The sequence below is a fragment of the Sphingobacterium paramultivorum genome, assembly GCF_014109745.1.
GTDB classification, from domain to species: Bacteria; Bacteroidota; Bacteroidia; order Sphingobacteriales; family Sphingobacteriaceae; genus Sphingobacterium; species Sphingobacterium paramultivorum.
This window is the reverse complement of record NZ_CP058555.1, coordinates 2,532,640-2,556,903: the sequence shown is the minus strand read 5'-3', so window position 1 is coordinate 2,556,903 and position 24,264 is coordinate 2,532,640. Positions and strand designations below refer to the sequence as shown.

Sequence of the window (24,264 nt, the reverse complement as noted above, 5' to 3'; positions counted from 1 at the left end):
AGGGTCCTATTATTTATCGTTTTCCATTTATTCTGATATGAACTGCAGCGGTGTCTGCCAGGCCGAAATTTCCGGATATTAACACGCGGTCTTTTGTTGTTAAATCGCCTGATTTCACTTGAATAAATTTATCTGTTTCGATACCTTTTTCGATTGTTGTCTTTATTGCGGTCGAATCATTCATGAGTTTCATTACCCAGAAAGAGGTCTGTCCTTCGTCGCTCAATACGGCCATCTTGGGAACCGAAAGGCCATAATCGAGATTTTTTGAGAAACTAATTGTGCCAATAAGATTCTCGGGAATGTCATTAGGAGCGACTTTTAATAAAATTTTTACTGTTTGGGAGACGGCATCCACCGTTGGCATGACCTTCGCTATTGAGCCTTGCAAAACAATGCCGTCTGGCAACGTAATCGGTAATATCTTTTTGCTTTTTACGACCTGAAGATATTCGTAGGGAACGTCCACTACAAAACCAAAACTGTTCGCGTCGGTTATCGTAGCCAGGATTTCACCATCCTGGACGTAATCGCCGATTTGATGATTAAGCATAGCGACGTATCCTGTTGCTGGGCTTACCACAGTGGTATTACCATTAAAATGAAACGATGGATCCAGTTTATTGATTGTATTGCCCAGGGCCCGGGCCTCTTTTGTCTCCAGACCGAATAATAACATTCCTTTATTGACATGATCGGCCATTTTTATGGTAATTTTTGTAATATAACCATTGGTGTTAGCCTTGACATCGGACTTTAATAGATAATATGCTGTTGCATTGAGCGTGACCATATTGGCTAGCTTGGCTGTATCCGAAGGAAATGCAATACTCACTTCGGTTGCCGGTTTTATGATCGGATCAGCTATGTTCGCATTTTCACTTTTCCCTGAATGACAAGAAAACAGCAAATAAGAACATATGAAAAGGGCCAGAATATGTTTCATAATTATTGGATGATGAGGTATTTCATCTGATTTTTAAGTGTATATAACGCATTGTTATATTGGATAATATTTGCTTTTAGATTGAGGAGATTATTGATGGACAGGATAAAATCGACCATTTTTACGTCTCCAGTGGGCAATTGTTTTGCATTAGCCTCAACTAAAGCCTTCGCATATTCAATTTGCTGACTTGCCATTCCCAACATGTTATCATAATGTCGTATCTGATTCTGCAGATTGAAAACTTCTTGTTGATACTGGTTCTGCGTTTGTTCGAGGTATTTCTTTCGGGTTTGTAAGGCAAGGTTGTTTTGCTGCAATAGGAGTTGTTTCTGATGTCCGTTATAAAATGGTAAAGAGACTGAAAGACCGATACTCATACCAAAATTCTTAAAAGGGGTATGTGTGAGCGATGATTGGTAGCCACCATCGGAAAAAGCATTTACCTTTGGTTTGTAATCATATGCAATAACCATTGCCTCATTCGCCAGCTTTGTACTGTCAGCTTGAAATGATTTTGTATAAATACTTTCTTGAAAAGAAGGAAAAAATGATATTTCTCCTAGATCAGGAAGGCTAAGCGCATGAAAGTTGGTATCGATAATTCCCGACAAGTAATTGAGCAGGGCATAGTTATTTTGCCAGTCTGCAGTCTGCTGCTGTAATGCAAGTTGATTTTGCTGTAATGTAACCTTAAAAGAAAGGTAGTCTGTTTGTTTAAACGTTGCTTTTTGTGTTAGTTTTTGTAGTACCAGATCTTCTTTGGACAATAAGGCAATAATTTCAGCGCTCAAGTCCATCTGTTTTTGGCTGGTGTATGTCGCAATGTATTGATCTGTAATCTGTCTATTAAGTGTTTGAATCGCAAGGTCTTTTTGTGTGAGAACTTGAGCGATACTATTTTTGTAAGTCTTGAGTCTTGTCGAGAGATTGTTCCGGCTGATAAATTCTCGCGAGACACGGACGCCTGCAAAGATTGATTGGCCGTTCGTTAGTGCATTGTCATAGCCCCAGCCTTTGCTATTGGGCGCATAGCTGGCATTACCTTCAGCGGTGACAATAAATCCATAGGTCGCTCTTAATTTTAGGCTATCAATGCGTGTAGAAAGCATCTGATTGTTGTAGTCTGTCAATAGGGGACTATTGAGCTGGGCACTTTTGATAAAATATGTCAAATTACTGCTTGTCTGTGCATTCGCCAGACTAAAAAATAGCAATAGTACCATGGCTATTGAATAAACTAGAGTTACTTTAAAATAGCGCATACCTTTATGTTTAGCTTATATTAAACAAATGTCTCCACAACAATAGTGGCTAAAATTAACGCCATTCATGTTGGGTTGTCGAATTACAAGACAAATTACAGGTGGATTTGGTAGAAATTTTGAATTTTGAGCCATTCAAACAATTTAATATATGCCATTATTATTACATATAATTATAATTATCTATTTAAATAGTTATTTTTGTCGCTGGTATTCAGATTTAAGTAGATTTTCTAAATCGATGGATCAATGATGTGCTATTGATTTGCGCTATCGTGGTCAAAGTTCGATTGGCAAGATGTCGTATTGGAGAGAAATCTTGAAATTCACGTGTGTTCCATACGATATTAAAATTTATAGCGTTCAATTACTCTAGTAGGGATAATCCCTGATGTTTTTAGATGAATTATATTAAAGTAGTTTTATTTATTGTTTTATTTCTAATTGTTGGTCTTGCCTACGCTAATCAAGATTGGAATGGTTTGGAGAGTGTGCATCACTATATCGGTTATTTGTTGTTATCACTATATATATCAGGCTCAACACTGTTTATGTATAAGCCTCTTAAAGGGGATAGAAAACTAAAACGACATTTTTTTATTCGATTTTCTGTAGTCTGCATCGCCTTTCTGCTACTTCTTGTCCCATATTTGATTCTTAAACAACAAAATGATGGTTTGGGGGCTGGATATTTACTCTATTTTATGACCGTCAGTCTTGCAGCACCGTTGTCCATTTATGCCTTTATTGAGATCCTATGGTTATTTACCCAAAAGAAATATCCGCAAATAGGTGTTAACCTATTGCTTGTTGGCTATATCTACTGCCTTTTTTTATTCACTGGTCTATTTGGATATTAAACCTGTGGGAGACACGGACTTGTCATCATCGTCTTTTAATCGGTTAAAATTAAACATGTTTCTGCTCGTTTTTCGAAAATTATTTTTTTTGTAAAAAGAATGATTGATCAAAATTGTTGTTTGCTTCTTATCCGGAAAATTGCTAATTTAATAAGGATTCTTAAACCTGAATTTAAAGAATCTCGAGACTAAACCTGATCAGGTCCTTGTTCTTGAAGATAACAATTTTATAACCAATTAATGGATTGAGGTATGATACACAAAGTAGTTTCCCTTGTATTGGGAGGAGGTCGAGGATCGCGCCTTTTCCCATTGACACAGCAACGTTCGAAACCAGCGGTTCCAATAGCTGGAAAATATCGTTTGGTCGATATTCCGATTTCGAACTGTTTGAATTCTGGCTATAATAAGATCTTCGTACTGACGCAGTTCAATTCAGCCTCTTTGAACACGCACATCAAAAATTCTTACAATTTCAGCATTTTCAGTAAGGGCTTTGTTGACATCTTGGCTGCTGAACAGACCAATGAGGGCGATCGGTGGTTTGAGGGTACGGCCGATGCTGTTAGGCGAACGCAGAAACATCTCCTGAATGTCGATTACGACTACATTCTTGTCTTGTCTGGTGATCAGTTATACCAAATGGATTATTCGAAGCTTATTGACTTCCATGTTGAAAATGGGGGTGATGTTACCATTGCGACCATACCAGTCAATGGTAAGGATGCTACGGGATTTGGTATTTTAAAAGCGAATGAAGCAAATGAAATTACCGCTTTTGTCGAAAAGCCCGATAAGGACGAAGTATTAAATTGGACCTCAGAGGTCTCGGAGGATTTACATAAGAAGGGAAGGCATTATTTGGCATCCATGGGGATTTATGTTTTCTCAAAAAATATATTGCGTAACCTTTTAATTGCCAACCCGGGGATGGATTTTGGCAAAGAAATTATACCCGATGCCATCGAAGCACTTCGGGTATTGAGCTACCAATTTGAGGGGTATTGGACCGATATCGGGACCATCAAATCTTTTTTTGATGCCAATATCGGATTAACGGATGATATCCCGGATTTCAACTTGTTTAATGAGACCGTATATACACGTGCGCGGATGCTTCCGCCTTCGAAAATTTCAGGAACGACTTTAAATAATACGGTAATTGCTGATGGATGTATTTTAAATGGAGATAAACTGGAAAGGTCTGTTATTGGGATACGCTCCCGTATTGGTGAAGGGACGGTTATTAAATCGACCTACATGATGGGAACAGATTACTATGAGCAATTGGAAGAAGTATTGGAATTGGGAAATACACAAAAGCCACCACCGGTAGGCGTGGGTAAACGTTGTTATATTGAAAATGCAATTTTGGATAAGAACTGCCGTATTGGAGATGACGTTCGTATCATTGGTGGACCGGGCTTGAATGATGGCGATTTTGATACGCATATGATCTGTGACGGCATCGTTGTTGTGAAAAAAGATGCTATCATTGCCAACGGGGTTACGATAGGATTTTGATAATTTATATATTTTGAAGTTAAAGTCTGCTGTGTATATAAATGGTGTAAACAGCAGACTTTCGTTGCTTTTTCCTTTGTTTTAATGATAAAATGGAGATTGATGCCCAATATTGTCGTGCTGTATAGAGTAATACTGTCAAAGAGGTAGTTTATAAATATTATCTTTGCGCATTATAAAATTTTTTAAGGCTAAAATGATCGATTACAGGAAACAGATTGTTTTTTATTGTCTACTGGTTTTACTTTTTGTAATGCCGGTTACCTCATTTGCGCAGATCCAGTTGGAACAACCTTCGGATTCGAGCAGCGGATCTCATTTTTTTAAGAAAATTCCTTACAAAGAACTTGCTGTTCCTGTTGGATTGATCACCTATGGTATTGTTGCCAAAGGGAATCCCTTTTTAAAAGGGATAGATGAAGACATTAGAGACGGTGTATCGAGAGGGAAGAGCGGAAAAATTAAACTGGACGATTTCACCCGCTTTGCTGGAACTGCCGGAGTTTTTGTTCTGGATGCGGTCGGGGTACCTGCGAAACATAACCTTAAGCAACGGCTGTTTACCACAGCGGTTTCCAATATTATCATGACTTCGACCGTAAAAATTATGAAATCTACGATTCCTGTGTGGCGGCCGGACAGTTCAGCGAACAATTCCTTTCCTTCAGGGCATGCTGCCACTGCATTTGTTGGAGCTGAACTTCTTTGGCAGGAATACAGACAGGAGTCAATTTGGTACGGAATAGCGGGTTATGCTGTTGCTGCTGGTACCGGTTATCTGCGGATGCACAATGACAAGCACTGGTTCTCAGACATCGCTATGGGAGCTGGGGTCGGTATCTTAAGTACTAAAATCGCTTATTGGTTGCTACCTTTGGTAGACAGTCGATTGCAGAATTCAAAAAAGAGTTATGTGGTATTACCAACCTATAATGGGCGGCAATTTTGTCTAAATGCCAGCTTACAGTTTTAGGCTCTTATTTTTTTAAGCCCCATTCGGAGCCTCTACATTGCTCGTACGCGGCTCGCCTGAAAACAAAATTTCCTAGAGATTATTCTTACAGGGATATAAATCCACTTTAAATCCCTGTGTTCACTGCAGTTTTTAGGTGTTCTACCTGAAGATCGGGACTGCTGTGTCAGGCATTTCCATTCCCTATTTTAAGCATGTAACGTTTCTGTGAATTTTAGATTAAAAAATCATATTAGTTTCGTTAATAAGATTTTGTTTTTTAAATTTAATAGACAATCTAATCCACTTTTGCTGTTTTTTATAAAAAGAGAGGCATGCAAAGTCAATAAACCAAAGTTGAACCCCACGGTTCTTTATTATTTTAAACCAATTTGTAATTATGATGAGAAATTTTTTTCTTCATGGAAAGGCGAGACCCATTAGCCTTTTGGGGCTCTGCCTGCTGTTTAGTCAGCCTGATTCTTACGCGCTGAATCTGGATCCGATCAATGCTATTGTCGATCAAGATCAGGTTACAGGGATCATCAAAGATGAGAAAGGTCAGGCATTAGCCGGTGCTACCATCACTGTCAAAGGAACATCCGTTCAAGCGTCCTCCAATCAACAAGGTGTTTTTTCTATTCGCGCAAAGCGTGGTGATGTTTTGGTCGTGAACTACCAAGGGTTTACAAAACAGGAAGTAGCGATTTCCGAAGGTAACGTGAACGTAGTTATGGTTTCGAGTGATCAGGCACTTGAAGAGGTCGTAATCATTGGCTATGGTAAGCAGCGGAAAGGGAATATCACCGGTTCGGTTGCTACCGTCAATGCAGAACAGTTAAAAAACATCCCCAGTTCAAATCTTTCCAATTCACTTGCCGGTAGAGCCGCGGGTGTCAATGTCACCAATACTTCGGGGATGGCCGGAGCATCGTCGAGCTTGCGTATACGGGGGAGTTTTGCCGAACCGCTCTATGTAATTGATGGCGTGGTTCGCGATAAAGCTGCATTTGATGTGCTTGAAGCGAACGAGGTTGACCAAATGACCTTCTTAAAAGATGCTGCCACAGCCGCAGTGTATGGCACCCGGGCCGGTAATGGTGTAGTGGTGGTTACGACAAAAAAAGGAACAGCGCAAGCACCTGTTTTTAATGTACAAAGTAATTATACTTTCAATACGCCAACACAGGAGCTCCTTGCTAATTTAACGACTGCGAAAGATGAACTCACCTATCAAAACCGGGTTGCCGAATTTCGTGGTCTTTCCATCCCAAATGGACAAAAAGAGTTTGATTATTTCAAGGACAAAAATTACAATGCCAATGACGTTATCTGGCGCAATCCGTTTACACATCGACAATCGATATCGGTTAATGGGGGTGGCGACAAAATTACTTATTATAGCTTGCTGAGCTACCGTAAAGAAAATGGATCTTATAAATCTTTGGATCATGAGAAATTTAATCTAAGGAGCAATATCTCCGCGCAGATTACCGAAGATTTCAGCATGGATTTTAATATTTCAGCCAACCAGACGAATTCGAAGCGCTTTTTTTGGCCATTCAGCACATCTTCGAATGATGATGATTTTGATGTATCCGATTTCTACCGCGTTACATTCAACTGGCCAAAGATGTATCCGTTTTACCTGAATGCAGACGGAACACCGAGCAATACACCAACGGCTTATCCTGTACAGACGCCTATGGGAAGCTGGCAGGCGTGGAATGTGATCGATCAGGTCATCGGGGATCGCTATATAGACCGTAAAGTGCGGCAGGTCAATCCTATTATGACCCTAAACTTGAAGCTGGATAAATTGGTACAGGGCCTTTCGACAAAAGTTGTAGGAAGTTACATTGCTCAAGACTATATGCGCAAGCGTTATATGAGTTTTCAAAAGAACTATACCTTTACCTCTTTAAATCCGAATGACAACCGCTTTATACCAGCTCCGCCATCAGAAGCTAATATTAATATTTTTACTTTTAGTCAGAGCCAGCCTTTCATGGATTACAGCCCACAGCGATTGTGGGAATATCAGGTAAACTGGTTTTTAAACTATAACCGCAAGTTTGGTAAACATTCCGTAGACGGAACATTGGTTTATGAACAGTCCAAAAAAGGAGGGACTTATGTCACTTCAAGGGCAGAAAATCCAATTACAGCCCTAGATCAAATGTTTATTTATCCTACAGATCGCAACTTTAGGTCGACAACTGCCAATGAAACGATCGATTCGAGACGTGGTATCATCGGGCGTGCCAACTACAATTATGCGGATAAATATATTGCGGAGTTTTCTTTTCGTTACGATGGTTCACCATTATTTCCGACGGATAAGCGGTGGGGATTTTTTCCTTCAGTATCAGCAGCCTGGCGTGTATCGGACGAAAACTTCTTTACGGATTTAAAAAATACAATATCGGATTTGAAGTTCAGAGCTTCTTATGGTACAACGGGTAATGATTTGGATGTCAATGCCAATCGAATCGGGCAATTTGGTTATTTAGAAAAGTATACCACCTCGGGCGGCTATATGTTTGGTGACCGCTATTATAATGGTATTGCGTATGGTGCAACCCCAACACAAAATCTAACCTGGACAACTTCTAAGAGTGTCAACCTGGGTTTAGATTTTGGATTTGTTAATAATAAGCTGACCGGTAGCCTTGATCTGTTTTCACGCAAGGAAACCAATATTCTTGGTCCAAGATCGTTGAAAGTCCCTGACAATTACGGTCGTGCACTTGCTCCCGAAAATTATGCGGCGAGAAGTTATAAAGGCGGCGAGATTTCTTTTAACTGGAATGACAGGGTTGGTGAAGTGGCTTATGGTCTCAATGCCAATCTGGGGTATGCCAAAGACCGTTGGGACATCATTGACGAAGAACCTTCTTATGCATCGGGCCAACCGCAGAACTTTCGCTCCAGAATTGGACGACCTGAGAATAGAATTATCGGCTTAGAATCCCTTGGTTTGGTTAGGACACAGGCGGAAGCTGATGCGTTGAAAGCAAAAGGATTTAAGACCTACGGAAGGGATCCTTTTCCTGGGATGATCTTATATAAAGATATTCAGGGAGCGAACTACTCCGGTGGTCCGGATGGGAAAATTGATGATAACGATTTGCAGTTATTGTCGGACAATAATTCTCCGCGCATCAATTATGGGTTTGGATTCAATGCGAGCTGGAAGGGCTTTTATGTCTCGGCCTTATTTCAGGGAGTTCTTGCTTATGATCGCATGATCAGTAATCAAGAAGGCGGCGGAATGCGCCAGCACGGCGATACTTTCCGTCCATATTATCCAATTTGGGCTTCCGATGTCTGGACACCGGATAATACCGACGCCAAATATCCGCGGCCAACAGGATACTCTGGCTGGGCCGAATCCGGTGCAGCCCCTTCGTCATTCTGGATAAGAAATGGAGCCTATTTGCGCTTACGTGACATTAATGTTTCTTATCGATTGCCGAAAAGCATGACAGAGAAACTGCGTGTGAAAGATGTCAATCTGTTTTTTAACGGGACCAATTTGTTTGTTTTTTCGCCAATGAAAGAGTTTCACGATCCCGAACAAAAGCTGTATGATTCTTATCCAGTCATGAAAACCTTTACGTTTGGACTTGATGTTAAATTTTAAATGAAAAAAAGATGAAAAAAATATATTATCCTTTAATTGCATTGGCCTTGTGCATGTCCTCCTGTAAAAATGTATTGGACATTGAGGACCTCAATTCGCTGGATGAAGCTAAGGTATGGGCTGATCCAAATCTAGTGAACGGCTATCTTGCCAATTTATATCCACTATTTGGTAACTGGAATTCTGGTGCGGACGGAAATTCGGAACAACTAATCGGGATCGCTTTTCCATTGGATGCGGTTACCGTCAACAATGGTTCTTACAAATCATGGGATTATACAACCATCCGGAAAATCAATACAGCCATACAGAAAGTCAATGAAAGTAGTTCGTTAAAAGATGATTTTAAAAAAACGGTGATTGGCCAAGCGTTGTTTATGCGTGCCTTTATGTATTTTAACATGGTCAGGATTCACGGCGGTGTTCCTTATATTACTGTACCGCAAGACCTAAAAAATGATGATCTTAATGTGCCCCGCAATTCGACAAAAGAATGTTTTGATCTGATCGTTAAAGATCTGGATCAGGCTATTTCACAATTGCCAAAAACAATTGCCAAAGGAACGGCAGATTATGGGAAAATTGATGGTGATTTTGCAGCCGCTTTTAAAGCAAAGGTATTGCTATATAAAGCTTCTCCACAGTTTAACCCTTCCAATCCTTATGGAAATGCCTATTGGCAGGAGGCCAATACCGCAAATAAATTAGCTTATGATCAGCTTAAGGCGGATGGCTATAGTTTGACTTCAGATTATTCCAACATTGCGCTGGTAGAAAAGGGTCCAGAGGTTGTTTTTGCTGTGATTAATACCTATCCAAATAAAGTTGCCAATTGGGATAATGGTGTACGTCCGGGATCCGAAAGTAGGGGGCCGGCAGGTTCCGTTCCATCCTGGGAATTTGTAAAAGCTTTTCCAATGAAAGATGGAAAGTTATATTCCGATCAAGCGGGTAAATACCATAAGACAGAAGATCAATTTTTACAATCCTATTGGGAAAACCGCGATCCGCGTTTTGACAAGTCTATTGTGTGGAATGCCAAAATCTATGAAGTTTCCGGCAAGACCGGCAAAAGACAATACACTTCTGTCGGTATTGCTCCGGCTTTAGATGACTTTGGCATTAACCCGAAGGCAAAAACTCCATCGTCCAATTTGGATCGATATAGCGGGTTTTTTATCTTAAAAAATTCCAAACTGTCATTAAAGCAAACCGAAGTGGAAACTCAGTATGATGTCGACTTTGTGTTGATGCGCTATGCCGAGGTCCTATTGAATTATGCTGAAACGGCAAATGAAACAGGAGATTTTGCGACAGCCTTAGACCTGGTTACGCAAATTAGGAAAAGAGCGGGAATCGAGCCGGGCGCAGACAATAAATATGGCATAACGGCGACCACGAAGGAACAAATGCGTGAAGCTATTTTGGCAGAGCGTAATATTGAGTTCTGTTTTGAGGGACATCGTTTTTGGGATTTAAGAAGGTTACGTAAGCTCAATATACTGAACAATACAACCAAACATGGAGTTGAAGCGATAGCAATAAATTCAAATGGAACCGAGATGAATCTGGATGATGCCAATGCATTGGCCAAAACATATACATTGAAGGAAAATCAGTTCAAATATAGCGTCTTGCAGGTGCCAAGCACAGGAAACAAAGTGAATTTGGTACCCGATACCTATTATTTCTTTCCCGTCGCGCAGTCGGTCATTGACAAGAACCCAAATATCAAGCAGAATAAAGATTGGGGCGGAACATTTAATCCAACCATGGAATAGTATTTTTGTCTAAACCCATTCAATAAAAAACACCCGCAACGGCTTTAGCTGTTGCGGGTGTTTTATTTAAATCTCATTTATGGTGAGTTTATTAATCACCCGATTGAGCCCTATTTGGATGATAATTTAAAAACTCTTGAACTGAGTCTACCTTGGCCTTTGATTTTGATTTCTTTCGGATAGAGTTCCAAAAGTCCATAGGCGTTGCTGGTAGCTGTTTCGATCATACCTTCCATGGTTACAAAAGGAATATTATTTGCCATTACATAATTGCCTTTATGATTATGACCGGAAAGTACCAGCTTAACTTCGGGGAATTGGTATAGTATATCAAGAACCGCCCGGTTATTGAGTGTTTCATAGCCGTTTTCTGGCAATAAAGGATGATGTGTCAATACGATCACATGCTCTTTGTTTTTCCGCGCTTGGGCAAGTTCGTTTTGTAACCATTCGAGTTGTTTACGGTCAACTCCGCCATTCCAGGGTTGCGTATTTTTCCTTCCGCCTGCCTGTAGGCTATCCACCAAGGTTTTCCATTCACGTTGGTCTGCTGAATTGGGCGTTGTGGCATATTCACTGAGCGCATTCGTATTTAAGAAAACAAATCGCCATTTTCCTTTTGTAAATGCGTAGTATTTAGCTGGCATCCCAAAAGTAGTGTGCAAAAGATCTGGTTTGGATACGTTGACATAGTCGTGGTTTCCAAGTAGACAATAAGTCGTTTTTTTTAATGGGGAGAGATGTTCTAACAGTACTGGAAGATCTTTTGGACCTTCGTCGACAAGATCGCCAAGAATCAATGAAAAATCGACCTTATTGCGATTGAAGAAGTCTACAGCCGTATCGACCTTCATTAATGAATTGTGGTAGAAACGGCTACCGTGGTCTGTTTTGTCTGCGTATTGCATATCGGCCATGATACCGATACGGAGAACCGGTGTGTTGGATTGTGCCATGCTGAATAAGCTGGGTAAAGAGCAGATGACGAATATGGAAAGAAACTTCCATTCCCGTTTGATTTTTAAGCCAATCTGTTTCATTTTTTTAGCGTTTTAAAATATGTTGCTATAAGAATATATTAGTCCGTATTCCGGTAATGTTGCTTTACGGTCTGTTTAGTCTATTTTTTGAACCACTGTTCTGGGTAATTGATTATAATGTTATCACGAGTATACTGAGAATAAATTAGAGATTCAAGTAAATTGAATAGACAAACGTTTGTGTAAATTGATGGATCGCTAACGAATTATAAATAATTGCCAACACATATAAACTATCGATTTTTTAGCTATTGTAATACTGTAAATTGGCGATTGTGGTGTTTAACGAATAAAAGGTTTAGGTATATAGATAATATGAAATTGATTCGTGCAATAACAATTATTCTTCTTACTTGTTATGGTATTTTGCTACCAATTTATCTCGGAATTATACTTCCCGAATATTGGGCTTGTCGGAAATGTATTTATGAGGGAGCTATGGGCACTGATATATGGGGAAACTCAGTACAGTGTTTTGGCGACAGTAAAGCTTTTGGTGAAGCTATTTTCCAGTTTTCGTCTTTTCTGGTCTCGGGATTAACTTCTGTGTTGATCATAATTTTTTTAAGGACTTATTATTTGAAACGAAATGCAAAAATAAATACGTATGATAAAGAAAATCCGGATTAGCTTGACTTAAATTACCATTATTGGCTGTTGATGGTTTTTTTTTACGCTATTCGACGCTATCGACTTGGCACCTACGAAAAATAATCATTTGGCAAGTGTGGAAAAATGGATAATAGAGCAGCCGGCTGATATTGTCAATAGGACAAGCTGGTCGTTGTTGTTCTGCAAAACATGGATGACTAGTATTCAAAAAAAACGTATTTTCACAATAGACAAATTTTATCCATACCAGTAAGGACTAAAAAACTATATCAATGATCAAACGGAATTCGGCGGAGAGAATCACTATTTACCTGAATACAAAGGAAGAGTGGCGATTTTGGCTTGAAAACAATCATCACATAGCACAATCAATTTGGGTGATCTGTAATACTAAAAAATCAAATTTACCGGTGGTCAACTGGACAGAACTTGTGGATGAAGCTTTGTGTTTTGGCTGGATTGATAGCACGAGGAGGCCGATTGATCCCTATTCATTTATGCAGCTATTTAGTAGAAGAAAGCCAAATAGTACCTGGTCTAAAATCAATAAAGAAAAAGTTAAAAAACTAATCGATGCGAATCTGATGACTCCAGCGGGGTATGAGGTTATAAAAATTGCACAAGAAAATGGTTCTTGGTCAATTTTGGACAGTGTGGAAGAATTAATTATTCCCGAGGATTTGGATGAAGCATTTCAACATTATACTGGTTCAAAAGATTATTTTCTTGGATTGAGTAAATCCGTCAAAAAAATGATGTTGCAATGGATTGTTCTCGCCAAAAGACCAGATACCCGCAAAAAACGCATTGATGAGATCGTGGCAAGGGCGGCTGAAAAAGACAGGCCTAAGCAATTTCAGTAAGTTTCCAGTATTTTGAACTGCTATTTCGAGTGGTAAATAAAGAATTTTTAGTCAGATCTAAACATCTGGTTTTAGCAATTCTATTGCCTGATAGGGCTGTTTAAATAGTGCTATTTTCATGGCTATTTAATAGCAATCTTTTGTAAGCGCTTCATTGTAAAACTGATTTTCAATTTTTCCTACAAAACGTATTAATTAATTTATACCAGTTCTACTATTAGCAGGGGTTTAACAAGGGGATAACAGGGGGTTAACAGGGGTATAACAGGGGTAAACCCTTGCTAACCCCCTGTTAATCCCCTGTAAAAATGGTATTATTCCGATTTAACTTACGAACGTGATCGCAATGTGGTAACTTGGTTAGCGGATAAAGAATAGCTGTCTCAATAATGCCATTTTTTTTATATTGGGAATATGATAAGAGGTGATAGTGCGTGCTGTAGAATGATTAAACGATCAACAGACCATGTTAAAGCTTATATTAATAGCAACTTGATTTGCTGTATTTGCTCAATTTTTGTATCATTGAGGAGATGATAACCAATGCAGCAGCTTAAGTCTTTTTTATACGCGTATCTCCAACTCTTTCTTTTCCTTTTCTTAGGGCAATCTTCCGTTTGGAGCCAGGTCAATACGTATGCGTTTAAAACCTTAACTTCTGACCAGGGTCTGGTCCATAATCATGTCAATTGCGCACTCAGGGATAAGTACAATTACCTCTGGTTTGGTACCGAATCTGGCCTGAGCCGATTTGATGGGGCGCAATTTACAAATTTTCGCTATTCCGCCAATAAACGTACCGGCCTAAGTGGAAATGCGATTTCCGCAATCTTTGAGGGACCAGAAGGCAATATATGGATCCGTACCAGCAACCGGATGAATGTGTATGATCAGCATTCAGGCATTATCGTCCAGCAGCTTGATTCCATACTCACCCGTTTAAAGTTGCCCGTTAAAGACGTACATACGATAAGACAGCTGGAAGGGCAGACCTTTGCACTATTGTATAGCGATCGTTCGCTGATCTTGTACGATAGCCTAAAGAAAACCTATCGTACTGTACCGCAGTTGACCAAAAACAACCGAATAGCCGATGTGATAGCTGGGCAAGGGCAGACGATCTGGGTAATCTACGAAAATGGCCTGCTGGGTCACATTGATACGAAATCACTGCGAAGTACCAAAACTAGCTTATTGCCGATCAGCAATAAGCTGGTAAATTATAATCTATTTGCCGATCAGGATGGGGCGATATGGATCTTCTCAAAGGATATTCCAATCGGTGTATACTGGCTTGACCCGAAAGATGGATCAATTCAACATCTCCAAAAAGAACTATCCAATCCTTTTGTAGGCAATATCGTGCAAGATGATAAAGGGCACCTCTGGCTAGGAACTGACCATGGTGGGATCAATGTTTATGATAAAAAAACAAAAAGTGTACAAATCATCGGTAACGATAAATATGATTTACGGAGCCTACCTTATAATAGCATAACGGCTTTATATCGGGATAAGTCAGGTATTATCTGGACGGGAACATACAAAGGCGGCATCAGTTATTATCATCCCAACTTGTTATTATTCTCCTTAGTCAAGAACTATCCTGGACTTCCCAAATCACTTCCCTTTGACGACGTCAATAAGTTTGTACAGGATCGAAAGGGTAATCTCTGGATTGGGACAAATGGTGGGGGATTGCTCTATTATGATATCAGTCAGAAAACCTTTACGCAATACCTGCATGATCCTCAGGATCCGAATAGTTTGAGCAGTAACGTGATTGTTTCCTTATTGCTGGATGCGGAAGACAGGCTGTGGATAGGAACTTATCGAGGTGGTATGTGTCGATTTGACGGCAAAAGTTTTAAGGTTTTCCACCGTGACTCGGCTCCCGGGAAATTGAACGACGATAGTGTATGGGAGATCTATGAAGATAGTCAACATCGGTTTTGGATAGGAACACTAAGTACCGGCCTGTACCTGTTTGATAAAAAAACAGAACAGTTTTCGAAAACATATACACGGCAGGGCCAAACCATCAACAGCAATTATATCTCTGTCTTATTTGAGGATTCAAAAAAACGTCTCTGGATCGGCACAGCTACAGGATTGGCATTGTTGGCCCCCGACGACAAGATTACTTATATCAATACATCTAGTTCGCCTATGAAACTCATGAATGATTTAATTTATGATATCAAAGAGGACAAAACTGGTCGTATTTGGGTAGCGACACAAGAGGGACTGCATGTAATTGATGGTGCAAAAATAAGCTATCTTACACAGCAAGATGGGCTTAGTGACGATGCAATCCTGGCGCTCTTGGTAGATGATCAAGGTGATATTTGGGCTTCCACAAACAAAGGCCTGTCGGCGATTGTCGGTACAGGGCAGGCAGAGAAGTTTATCATCCGCAATTTTACGCAGGAATTGGGCCTTCAGGGGAATGTATTCAATGAAAACGCTGCTTTAAAAATGCGGGACGGAAGACTTGTCTTTGGGGGGCCAAAGGGGTTCAATTTTATTGATCCTGCGAAAATTAGCCGCGAAAGTGAACTGATCTTGCCGCTTTTGTCCAATCTCTATTTATTCAACAAGCGGGTAGCCGTAGGTGAAGAATTTTCGGGCCGGGTCATTTACGATCAAGCCCTGAATAATCTTAAGGAACTGAGGCTTCCGTACAACCTCAATGCCATTTCGCTGGAGTTCTCAACCTTTGACTACCTACAGCAACATAATGGACTCTACCAATATCAGCTTGCTGGTCTAAGTGATGAATGGTTTGATTTTGAACCGGGAACCATGCGGGCCAGTTTTACCAATCTGGACACCCGCAGCTACAGCTTGTATATTCGGCATGCTATCGATTCAAGTAGCTGGTCAGATGGTGTACTACTTTTGACAATCGATATACAGCCACCGTTTTGGCGCTCAACAATGGCCTTTCTTTTTTATGCCGGTTTGATACTAGTCGTCCTATGGACTTATTTTTATTTGACAAAACTGCGTGTCAGGACGCGTAATCAACTTTACCTCGCACAAGAGCAAGCTGCACAGGCAAAGGAGCTGGATGCGTTGAAAACACGTTTCTTTACCAATATCAGCCATGAATTCAGGACTCCGATCAGCTTGATTCTAACTCCAGCACAGCAGCTGCTGGATGAAGAACAGCATCCAGAAAAAAAAGCCGACCTAAACTTGATCAAGAAGAATGCAGACCGTCTGCTTAAATTGGTCAACCAGCTGCTGGACTTTAGAAAATTGGAGAAAAGTGAACTTGAACTGAACGAAGAATATGGGGACCTCATGGGATTTATCCGCGAACAGCTCGATGCCTTTGCCGGGATAGCTCAAAGCAATCAAATCTCGCTGCAGGTCAATATCGCTCCAGACACATATCTGTCCTGGTTTGACAAAAACAAATTGGAAAGCATTATTTTCAATCTGATGTCAAATGCGGTCAAATTTAGCCCAGTATCCGGTATTGTGGCATTCCATGCCGAAATCACTGAACAAGAAACAGAAAAGATACTGTGTATTGAAGTTCAAAATCAGGGTATAGCGATTCCCGAAAATTTACAAGCCCGCGTTTTTGAGCGTTACATACAACTGGATGTGCCAAATGGAAAACTGAATCAAGGTACAGGCATCGGGCTTTCTATTGTCAAAGACTATGTCGAATTCTTGAGTGGAAATATCAGGCTGAGTAGCAATGCGCACTGGACGACATTTAATGTTCAGTTGCCCATAAATAAGGCCGTAGCGAGTGCCGATCCCGTCGAAAGCAGTAAGCAGGATAAACCCGCTATTTTATTGGTGGAAGATGATATTGACTTCCTTCATTACTTGGAGCGAACCCTGAGTTCGGTTTACCTAATTCACTCTGCACAAGGTATTAATGATGCAAAATTGATCCTAAGCAAGCAGCAGGTCGACCTTGTCATCACCGATCTCAGCCTGCCTGGAGAGAGCGGACTGGATTTTTGCCGCTTTATAAAAGCCCAGGCTAAGTTGGTTCATATCCCTGTGCTGATTGTAACTGCGGTAGTCAATCAGAAGATTGAACTGGAGGCCTTACAGGCAGGTGCAACAGATTATATCAACAAACCTTTTAATATCAGTCTACTGCGTTCAAAACTGGCACAGATACTCCATCAGCAGCAGACGTTGGTAAAACGGTATAAAAAACAGATCAACGTTAATCTGGCGCAGCCCGATATCGTATCTGCTGATGAACAGTTTATCCGTGTGCTTGTAAAGGAAATTGAACAGGATCTCAGTGACTCTTCGCTTTCTGTCGAACTGCTAGCTAAAAGAATGAACCTCACCCGCGTAGGGCTTTATAAAAAGGTGCTTGCCATCACAGGCTATTCACCGATGGAATACATCCGACATATTCGGCTCAAGCGTGCCATGCATCTGGTTCAGAACTCGAAATTATCGATGGCTGAAATCGCTTATGAAGTTGGATTCGGAAATCCGAAACAATTCAGCAAATATTTTAAATCTGCATTTGGTAACCTGCCTTCTTTTTATCGAAAAAGCTTGTAAATAAGTGGATTATCGATAGTGTTGCCCGCGAGTATTCCCGCATAAGTTAACAAAATAACCCCTAAAAGTTAACAAAACATACCCCTTATACAACCGGTTGCATTCTATATTTGATCTGTTCTTTCAATAGGAAAGGACGCGTAATAACCAAGGGAATATAATAACCAATAAATCTTATTTAAATGCGCAACTTAACGTACGCTTTAAGTGGTTTGATGCTCTTCGCAATCGTGCAGCAGGGATTTAGCCAAGCCAATAAAGCTCATTATGAAAAAATGCCTTCTGGTATTAAGGTCAGCTTCAAAAATTCGGAGACCTCCATTGATCAGGATATTTATTTGGATGTCGTGACCGACAAGATTGTGCGTGTCACAGCTGTTCCGGCTGGCGCAGCCTTACCGGGACAAACAAGCTTAGTGATCGTCGATTCACTGCGCCGGCAAGTAAAATCACTCGCGGTAAGCTCGACCGACTCGACGGTAAATGTACAGACGGCCAATATGCAAGCAGTGGTTTCTTTGATGAATGGTAAAGTGGAATTTTTTGATCTTAAGGGGCAATCCATCTTTAAAGAAGCAAAGCGGAATTCCAGTTCTTTCTTAGCCAATAGTTATCAAGGTGATGCATTTTATCACATTAACCAAGACTTTATTGTCAATGCGGAAGAAGGGATCTATGGACTCGGCCAACATCAGAATGCGGTGATGAATTATAACCGCGGAAAACAGGTTTCGCTGCTGCAATATAATACAGAAATCGGAATTCCCTTTTTACTTTCCACCAATAACTATGGTATTTTATGGCACAATTACTCCATTACAAAAGCGGGCGACGTGAGGCCATTATTGCCCTTAAATGCTTTTAAGCTACAGTCAAAAGAAGGTGAACCGGGGTGGCTCACAGCAACCTATGTAAATCGGAACAAGGGCGAAGAGGTTTATCTATCCCGGCCGGAATCGATCATTGACTATGGCTACCTAACAGATCAGCACAAGTTTCCAAAGGGCGTAAATCTGGCCGAAAGCAAAGTCATCTATGCCGGAAGTTTCTCTTCGCCCTACATAGGCAAACATGTGCTGCATTTTAAATATTCGGGTTATATGAAAGTCTGGATTGATGGCGAGCAGGTCGCCGACCGCTGGCGGCAATCCTGGAATGCAGGTACCTTTGAGATTGAGAGAGACCTCCAGAAAGATAAGATCCACCAGATCCGAATGGAATGGATACCAGATGGAGGGGAGTCTTATTTTACCTTAAACTGGCAGAGTCCAATCCCAGAAGCGCGTAAAAACGTATTTTCCTTTAATTCGGAAGCCGGCGATGCCATTGATTATTACTTTGTTCAGGGCGCATCAATGGATGAGGTCATTGCAGGTTATCGCCACTTGTCCGGCAAGGCACCGATTATGCCGCTTTGGAGCTTCGGATTTTGGCAGAGCAGAGAACGCTACAAGACGCAAGCGGAAATTGAAGCGGTCGCAGCTGAATTTCGCAAACGTAAGATTCCAATCGACAATATTGTGCAGGATTGGTCTTACTGGGCTGAAAATGACTGGGGGAGCCAGAAATTTGATGTAAAGCGTTTCCCAGATCCTCAGGCCATGGTGAAGAAGCTGCATGATCAGCACTTTAAGATCATGATTTCGGCCTGGCCCAAAATCAATGAAGAGTCTTCCGTATACCAAGAATTTAAGGCTAATAAATGGATCTATCCACGAAATATTTATGATGGCAGAAAAGATTGGATCGGAAAGGGCTATACCTCGACATTTTATGATCCTTTCAACAAAGCGGCACGCGACGGGTTCTGGAAATTGTTGGACAACAACCTGTTCAAAATTGGGATTGATGCCTGGTGGATGGATGCCAGCGAACCAGATATTCACTCCAATATTGATCTGGATGAGCGTAAATCGGTTTTTCAGCCGAGTATAGGGTCATCTGTTCGCTATTATAATGCGTTCCCTTTGCAAAATGCCAAGGGTATCTATGAGGGCCAGCGTGAAACAGATCCTAACAAACGGGTATTTATTCTGACGCGATCTTTTTTTGCAGGGCAGCAGCGCTATGCGGCGGCGGCCTGGAGCGGCGATATTGCTTCGAGATGGCATGACATGAAAGATCAGATTGCCGGGGGTATCAATTTCTCGATGTCCGGGACACCTTACTGGACCATGGATGCGGGTGGCTTTTTGGTTGAAAATAGGTTTCACAAACCTAATGCGGCGGACTTGGAGGAGTGGCGCGAGCTAAATAGCCGCTGGTACCAATACGGGGCATTCTTGCCTTTGTTCAGGGCGCATGGACAATATCCCTACCGCGAGCCGTATAATATCGCTCCTGTGGATCATCCGGCCTATAAAAGCATGACCTATGCGATCAATCTACGGTATAAATTACTGGCCTATAATTATAGTCTTGCCGCGAAGACTTTTTTTGAAGACTATTCGATGATACGTGGACTTGCCATGGATTTCCCGCAGGACAAAGATGGATTCGAAAGCAACGACCAATACCTTTGGGGACCATCCTTGCTCATCAGTCCAGTCACTGAAAAAGGAGCGACCTCACGCAAGATACACTTTCCAAAAGGAGCCAGCTGGTATGATTTATACAGTGGCAAGATGGTAGCAGGCGGGCAGGATCTGCTTATTGCAGCACCATACGAACGTATCCCTGTTTATGTCAGAGCCGGAGCAATATTGCCCATTGGACCTGTCATGCAGTATACGGACGAGAAAAAGCCGGATGTGCTGGATCTTTATATCTATGCCGGAGCAGACGGTCAGTTTTCACTCTATGAAGACGAAGGGAGCAATTATAATTATGAAAAAGGGAAATATAGCCGCATTGATTTCAGCTACGATAATTCTGCACAGACGCTGTCTTTGGCCAGCCGTCAGGGAGATTTCGACGGCATGCTGACCAAAAGAAAGTTCAATATCATTTTTGTCAGCGACAGGAATGCCGTCGGACTGGATGTTTCATCAGCAAAATCTACAGTGGTAACCTATACAGGCAAAGCCTTGCAGGTCAAATTAAAATAATAAAAAACCAATTTATAAATCAAGACATATGATAAGCAAACAATTGTTGAGCAGGGGCATGGCCGTCGTTGTCATGACCAGCGTGACCTCTTTGGTCTGGGCACAATCCTTCACCGGATCGGTTGTTTCGGTTGATTCAGGATTGCCGATCGGGGGCGCGAGTATCAGCGTAAAGAATCAGAAGATTTCAACGAGCAGCGATGAATCGGGCAAGTTTTCTATTGCAGCCAGCACAGGGACTGTATTGACCATTACTTACGTAGGGTACAAAACGGAGGAAGTTAAAATTACCGGTCCCAATATGGTGATCCGCCTACAGCCGCAAGCTTCCGATCTCGAAGAGGTGGTGGTCATTGGCTACGGTGTACAAAAGAAAAAACTGAATACAGGAGCCAATTTGAAGGTGGAGGGTGAAGAACTGCAGAAACGCAATCAATTGAACCCGCTGCAGTCGCTTCAGGGGCAAGCACCTGGTGTATCCATTACATCAACTTCGGGTCAGCCGGGAGCAGATATGAAGGTCGTCGTCCGGGGGCTGGGAACAATCGGTAATTCGGGCCCCTTGTACGTCATCGACGGCGTTCCGGGAGGGGATATTTCGGTCTTGAATGCGGCCGATATCCAATCTATCGACGTACTGAAAGACGCAGCCTCGGCCGCCATCTATGGTTCGCAGGCTGCCAATGGGGTTATCCTGGTCACCACCAAAATGGGGGCTGCGGGCAAAAATGTGCTGTCGTTTGATGGCTATACGGGCATTCAGAACGTTTCGCGTAAAGCAAAATTGCTGGATGCAGATCAGTACAAGCTGATCATGAATGAGCAATCGCTGAATTCGGGGGCCGCGGTGATTGATTTTAACGGCATGGACGGTCTAGCCAATACCAATTGGATGGATTACATGTTTAAGGATAATGCAAAAATGGACAATTACAATGTTGCCCTGACCGGGGGCAATGAAAAATCCACCTACGCCTTATCGATGAATTATATTGGTCAGGAGGGGATTGTCGGTGGTAAAGACGTTTCCAACTATCAGCGTTATGGTTTCCGGACGAATTCGGAACATAAACTCTTTGATAACTTTGTGAAAATAGGTCAGCACCTCAACTTTAACTACATCAAAAATCGAGGCATCAGTGTGGGCAATCAGTACAGCAATACGCTGCGCGGTGCTTTTGCCACTTCGCCTTTGTCACCGGTGTATTCGGACAATGGCTTGTACGGAAGTCCTTTCAATGATACCTCCAATTCACCTTGGTACAATGGGGACAGCAATCCATATGGGGTGATGATGACCAATTCGAACAACGCCAATGATGGCCAAAAATTATTGGCCGATATCTTTGCGGAAATCGAACCAATCAAAGGCCTAAAGGTCCGGTCATTGCTGGGATTTAACTATTATGCTTCAGAATACAGAAGTTTTACGCCCTTATACCGCTTCTCCATCTACACCTACAACCAAGATCATACAACAACCTCGCAGAACATGAGCAAAGGTCATACGCTGACCTGGACAAATACAGCTTCTTATGACTTTGATATCAATACGGATCATCGCTTTTCGGCCATGGTCGGTATGGAATCGCTACGTTACCAGGGAACTTACCTTTCGGGGTCCAATTGGAATCTGCTTTCGCAGTTCAATGATTTTGCACATGCTTACCTAGACAATACCACAGGCCAGGCGCACCTGGATGAAAAAGGAAACGTCGTCGAAACGCGTACGGTGTCTGGAAAACCTGAGAACATCACCCGTAGGGTCTCGTACTTTGGACGGCTGGGCTACAATTATAAGGAAAAGTACCTGTTGAATGCTACATTGCGTGCAGATGGATCCTCTAAATTTTCGCGCAGCAACCGCTGGGGATATTTCCCTTCGGTATCGGCAGGCTGGGTAATTTCTTCGGAAGAGTTTTTTAAAGAACATTTAGCGGCTGTAAACTTCTTTAAACTCCGTGCTTCATGGGGGCAAGTGGGTAATCAGGATATCGCTGATTTTCAATATGCGGCACCCATCAGTACCTCAACAGGCATTACATCGTCCAACCCCGGCGCACATTATGTTTTTGGAACGAGCAACAATAATATTGCCGGGGCTTATCCGAGCCGCTTATCCAATCCGAATCTGACCTGGGAAACTTCCGAACAGACCAATATCGGATTTGATGCCAAATTTGCGAACAGCCGTCTGGATGTTGTTGCCGACTTTTATGTCAAAAAGACGAAAAACTGGCTGGTTACAGCGCCTGTTTTGGCGACAACCGGAACGTTGCCCCCTTTTATCAATGGCGGCGACGTGAAGAATACAGGGGTGGAACTGGGACTAAATTGGGCGGATAAGATCAATGAAGTCAAGTATCGTCTTGGGGTAAATGGTGCCTATAACAAAAATAAGGTTGGACAGATACCAACTGAAGATGGTATTATCCACGGACAGACAGCCATGTTATACGATAACTCGGAAGAATTTTACCGTGCCGCAAACGGCCTACCCATTGGCTACTTCTGGGGGTATAAAACAGACGGGCTATTCCAGAACCAAGCCGAGATCGACGCCTGGAAAACAGCCGGGAAAGGTATCCTTCAAGCGGATGTAAAACCGGGCGATGTAAGATATGTAGATCAGAATAACGATGGTATTATCAATGCCTCGGATAAGACAAATCTAGGTGTTGGCATGCCTAATTTTACCTATGGATTTAATATTGGACTGGATTATAAAGGATTTGATTTCTCGGTGAGTGCCTATGGTTCCCTTGGAAACAAGATTGTACAGTCTTACCGCAATCATGCCAATAAACAAGCAAACTATACCACACGAATATTAGACCGATGGACCGGAGAAGGTACTTCCAGTACGATCCCCCGTGTTACGGAAACTAATGTCAATTGGCAGTTTTCAGACCTTTATATTCAGGATGGAGACTTTCTTCGGATCAGCAATGTGACCTTAGGTTATGATCTGTCGAAGCTGATAAAATGGAAGTATGCTAATCAGATCCGCTTCTACGTACAGGGTCAAAACCTGTTTACGTTCACCAAATATGATGGGATGGATCCCGAGATCGGTTATGGAACAGATGGTTGGGTATCGGGTATCGACCTCGGTTACTATCCAAGACCAAGGACTGTATTATTTGGCCTAAATGTTAAATTCTAAACACAAGA

12 protein-coding genes are annotated in these 24,264 nt (G+C 41.7%); 9 read left to right on the top strand and 3 right to left on the bottom strand.

What is annotated here, in order from left to right; genetic code table 11:
- Positions 1-13 precede the first annotated feature (13 nt).
- On the bottom strand, positions 14-946 hold the full coding sequence (locus HS960_RS11120) for an efflux RND transporter periplasmic adaptor subunit (RefSeq protein ID WP_182332660.1): 933 nt from the start codon (positions 944-946) through the stop codon (positions 14-16).
- A 2-nt stretch (positions 947-948) separates the two neighbouring features.
- Positions 949-2,211: a TolC family protein gene (locus tag HS960_RS11115; protein WP_182332658.1), complete on the bottom strand. Its 1,263-nt coding sequence runs from the start codon at positions 2,209-2,211 to the stop codon at positions 949-951.
- Between the two features lie 401 nt (positions 2,212-2,612).
- Between HS960_RS11115 and HS960_RS11110 the strand changes: the two genes are divergently transcribed.
- The 5 genes from HS960_RS11110 to HS960_RS11090 all read left to right on the top strand — a co-directional run bounded on the left by HS960_RS11110 (position 2,613) and on the right by HS960_RS11090 (position 10,974).
- On the top strand, positions 2,613-3,071 hold the full coding sequence (locus tag HS960_RS11110; protein WP_153846926.1) for a hypothetical protein: 459 nt from the start codon (positions 2,613-2,615) through the stop codon (positions 3,069-3,071).
- Between the two features lie 252 nt (positions 3,072-3,323).
- Entirely contained in the window at positions 3,324-4,595 is a 1,272-nt protein-coding gene (locus HS960_RS11105; RefSeq protein ID WP_153846927.1) for a glucose-1-phosphate adenylyltransferase, read from the top strand.
- A 196-nt stretch (positions 4,596-4,791) separates the two neighbouring features.
- Positions 4,792-5,568, top strand: coding sequence for a phosphatase PAP2 family protein (locus tag HS960_RS11100; RefSeq protein ID WP_153846928.1), 777 nt, complete (start codon positions 4,792-4,794; stop codon positions 5,566-5,568).
- Between the two features lie 379 nt (positions 5,569-5,947).
- Positions 5,948-9,193 (top strand): SusC/RagA family TonB-linked outer membrane protein, encoded by a 3,246-nt coding sequence (locus HS960_RS11095; protein ID WP_200845591.1) that lies wholly within the window; start codon positions 5,948-5,950, stop codon positions 9,191-9,193.
- An 11-nt stretch (positions 9,194-9,204) separates the two neighbouring features.
- Positions 9,205-10,974 carry a RagB/SusD family nutrient uptake outer membrane protein gene (locus HS960_RS11090; RefSeq protein WP_153846929.1) on the top strand — a complete coding sequence of 590 codons (1,770 nt, stop codon included), beginning with the start codon at positions 9,205-9,207 and terminating at the stop codon, positions 10,972-10,974.
- Positions 10,975-11,084: 110 nt separating this feature from the next.
- On the opposite strand, the gene HS960_RS11085 is transcribed toward HS960_RS11090, so the two are convergent.
- Positions 11,085-12,014 (bottom strand): metallophosphoesterase, encoded by a 930-nt coding sequence (locus tag HS960_RS11085; protein ID WP_153846930.1) that lies wholly within the window; start codon positions 12,012-12,014, stop codon positions 11,085-11,087.
- 884 nt (positions 12,015-12,898) lie between these two features.
- Here HS960_RS11085 and HS960_RS11080 point away from each other — a divergent pair.
- The 4 genes from HS960_RS11080 to HS960_RS11065 all read left to right on the top strand — a co-directional run bounded on the left by HS960_RS11080 (position 12,899) and on the right by HS960_RS11065 (position 24,256).
- Positions 12,899-13,489 (top strand): YdeI/OmpD-associated family protein, encoded by a 591-nt coding sequence (locus HS960_RS11080; protein WP_153846931.1) that lies wholly within the window; start codon positions 12,899-12,901, stop codon positions 13,487-13,489.
- A 543-nt stretch (positions 13,490-14,032) separates the two neighbouring features.
- A complete protein-coding gene (locus tag HS960_RS11075; protein WP_182332657.1) occupies positions 14,033-18,043 on the top strand; it encodes a hybrid sensor histidine kinase/response regulator transcription factor in 4,011 nt (1,336 codons plus the stop codon).
- A 182-nt stretch (positions 18,044-18,225) separates the two neighbouring features.
- Positions 18,226-21,090, top strand: coding sequence for a glycoside hydrolase family 31 protein (locus HS960_RS11070; protein ID WP_228280285.1), 2,865 nt, complete (start codon positions 18,226-18,228; stop codon positions 21,088-21,090).
- Between the two features lie 28 nt (positions 21,091-21,118).
- On the top strand, positions 21,119-24,256 hold the full coding sequence (locus HS960_RS11065; protein WP_200845590.1) for a SusC/RagA family TonB-linked outer membrane protein: 3,138 nt from the start codon (positions 21,119-21,121) through the stop codon (positions 24,254-24,256).
- The last annotated feature ends 8 nt before the right edge of the window (positions 24,257-24,264 follow it).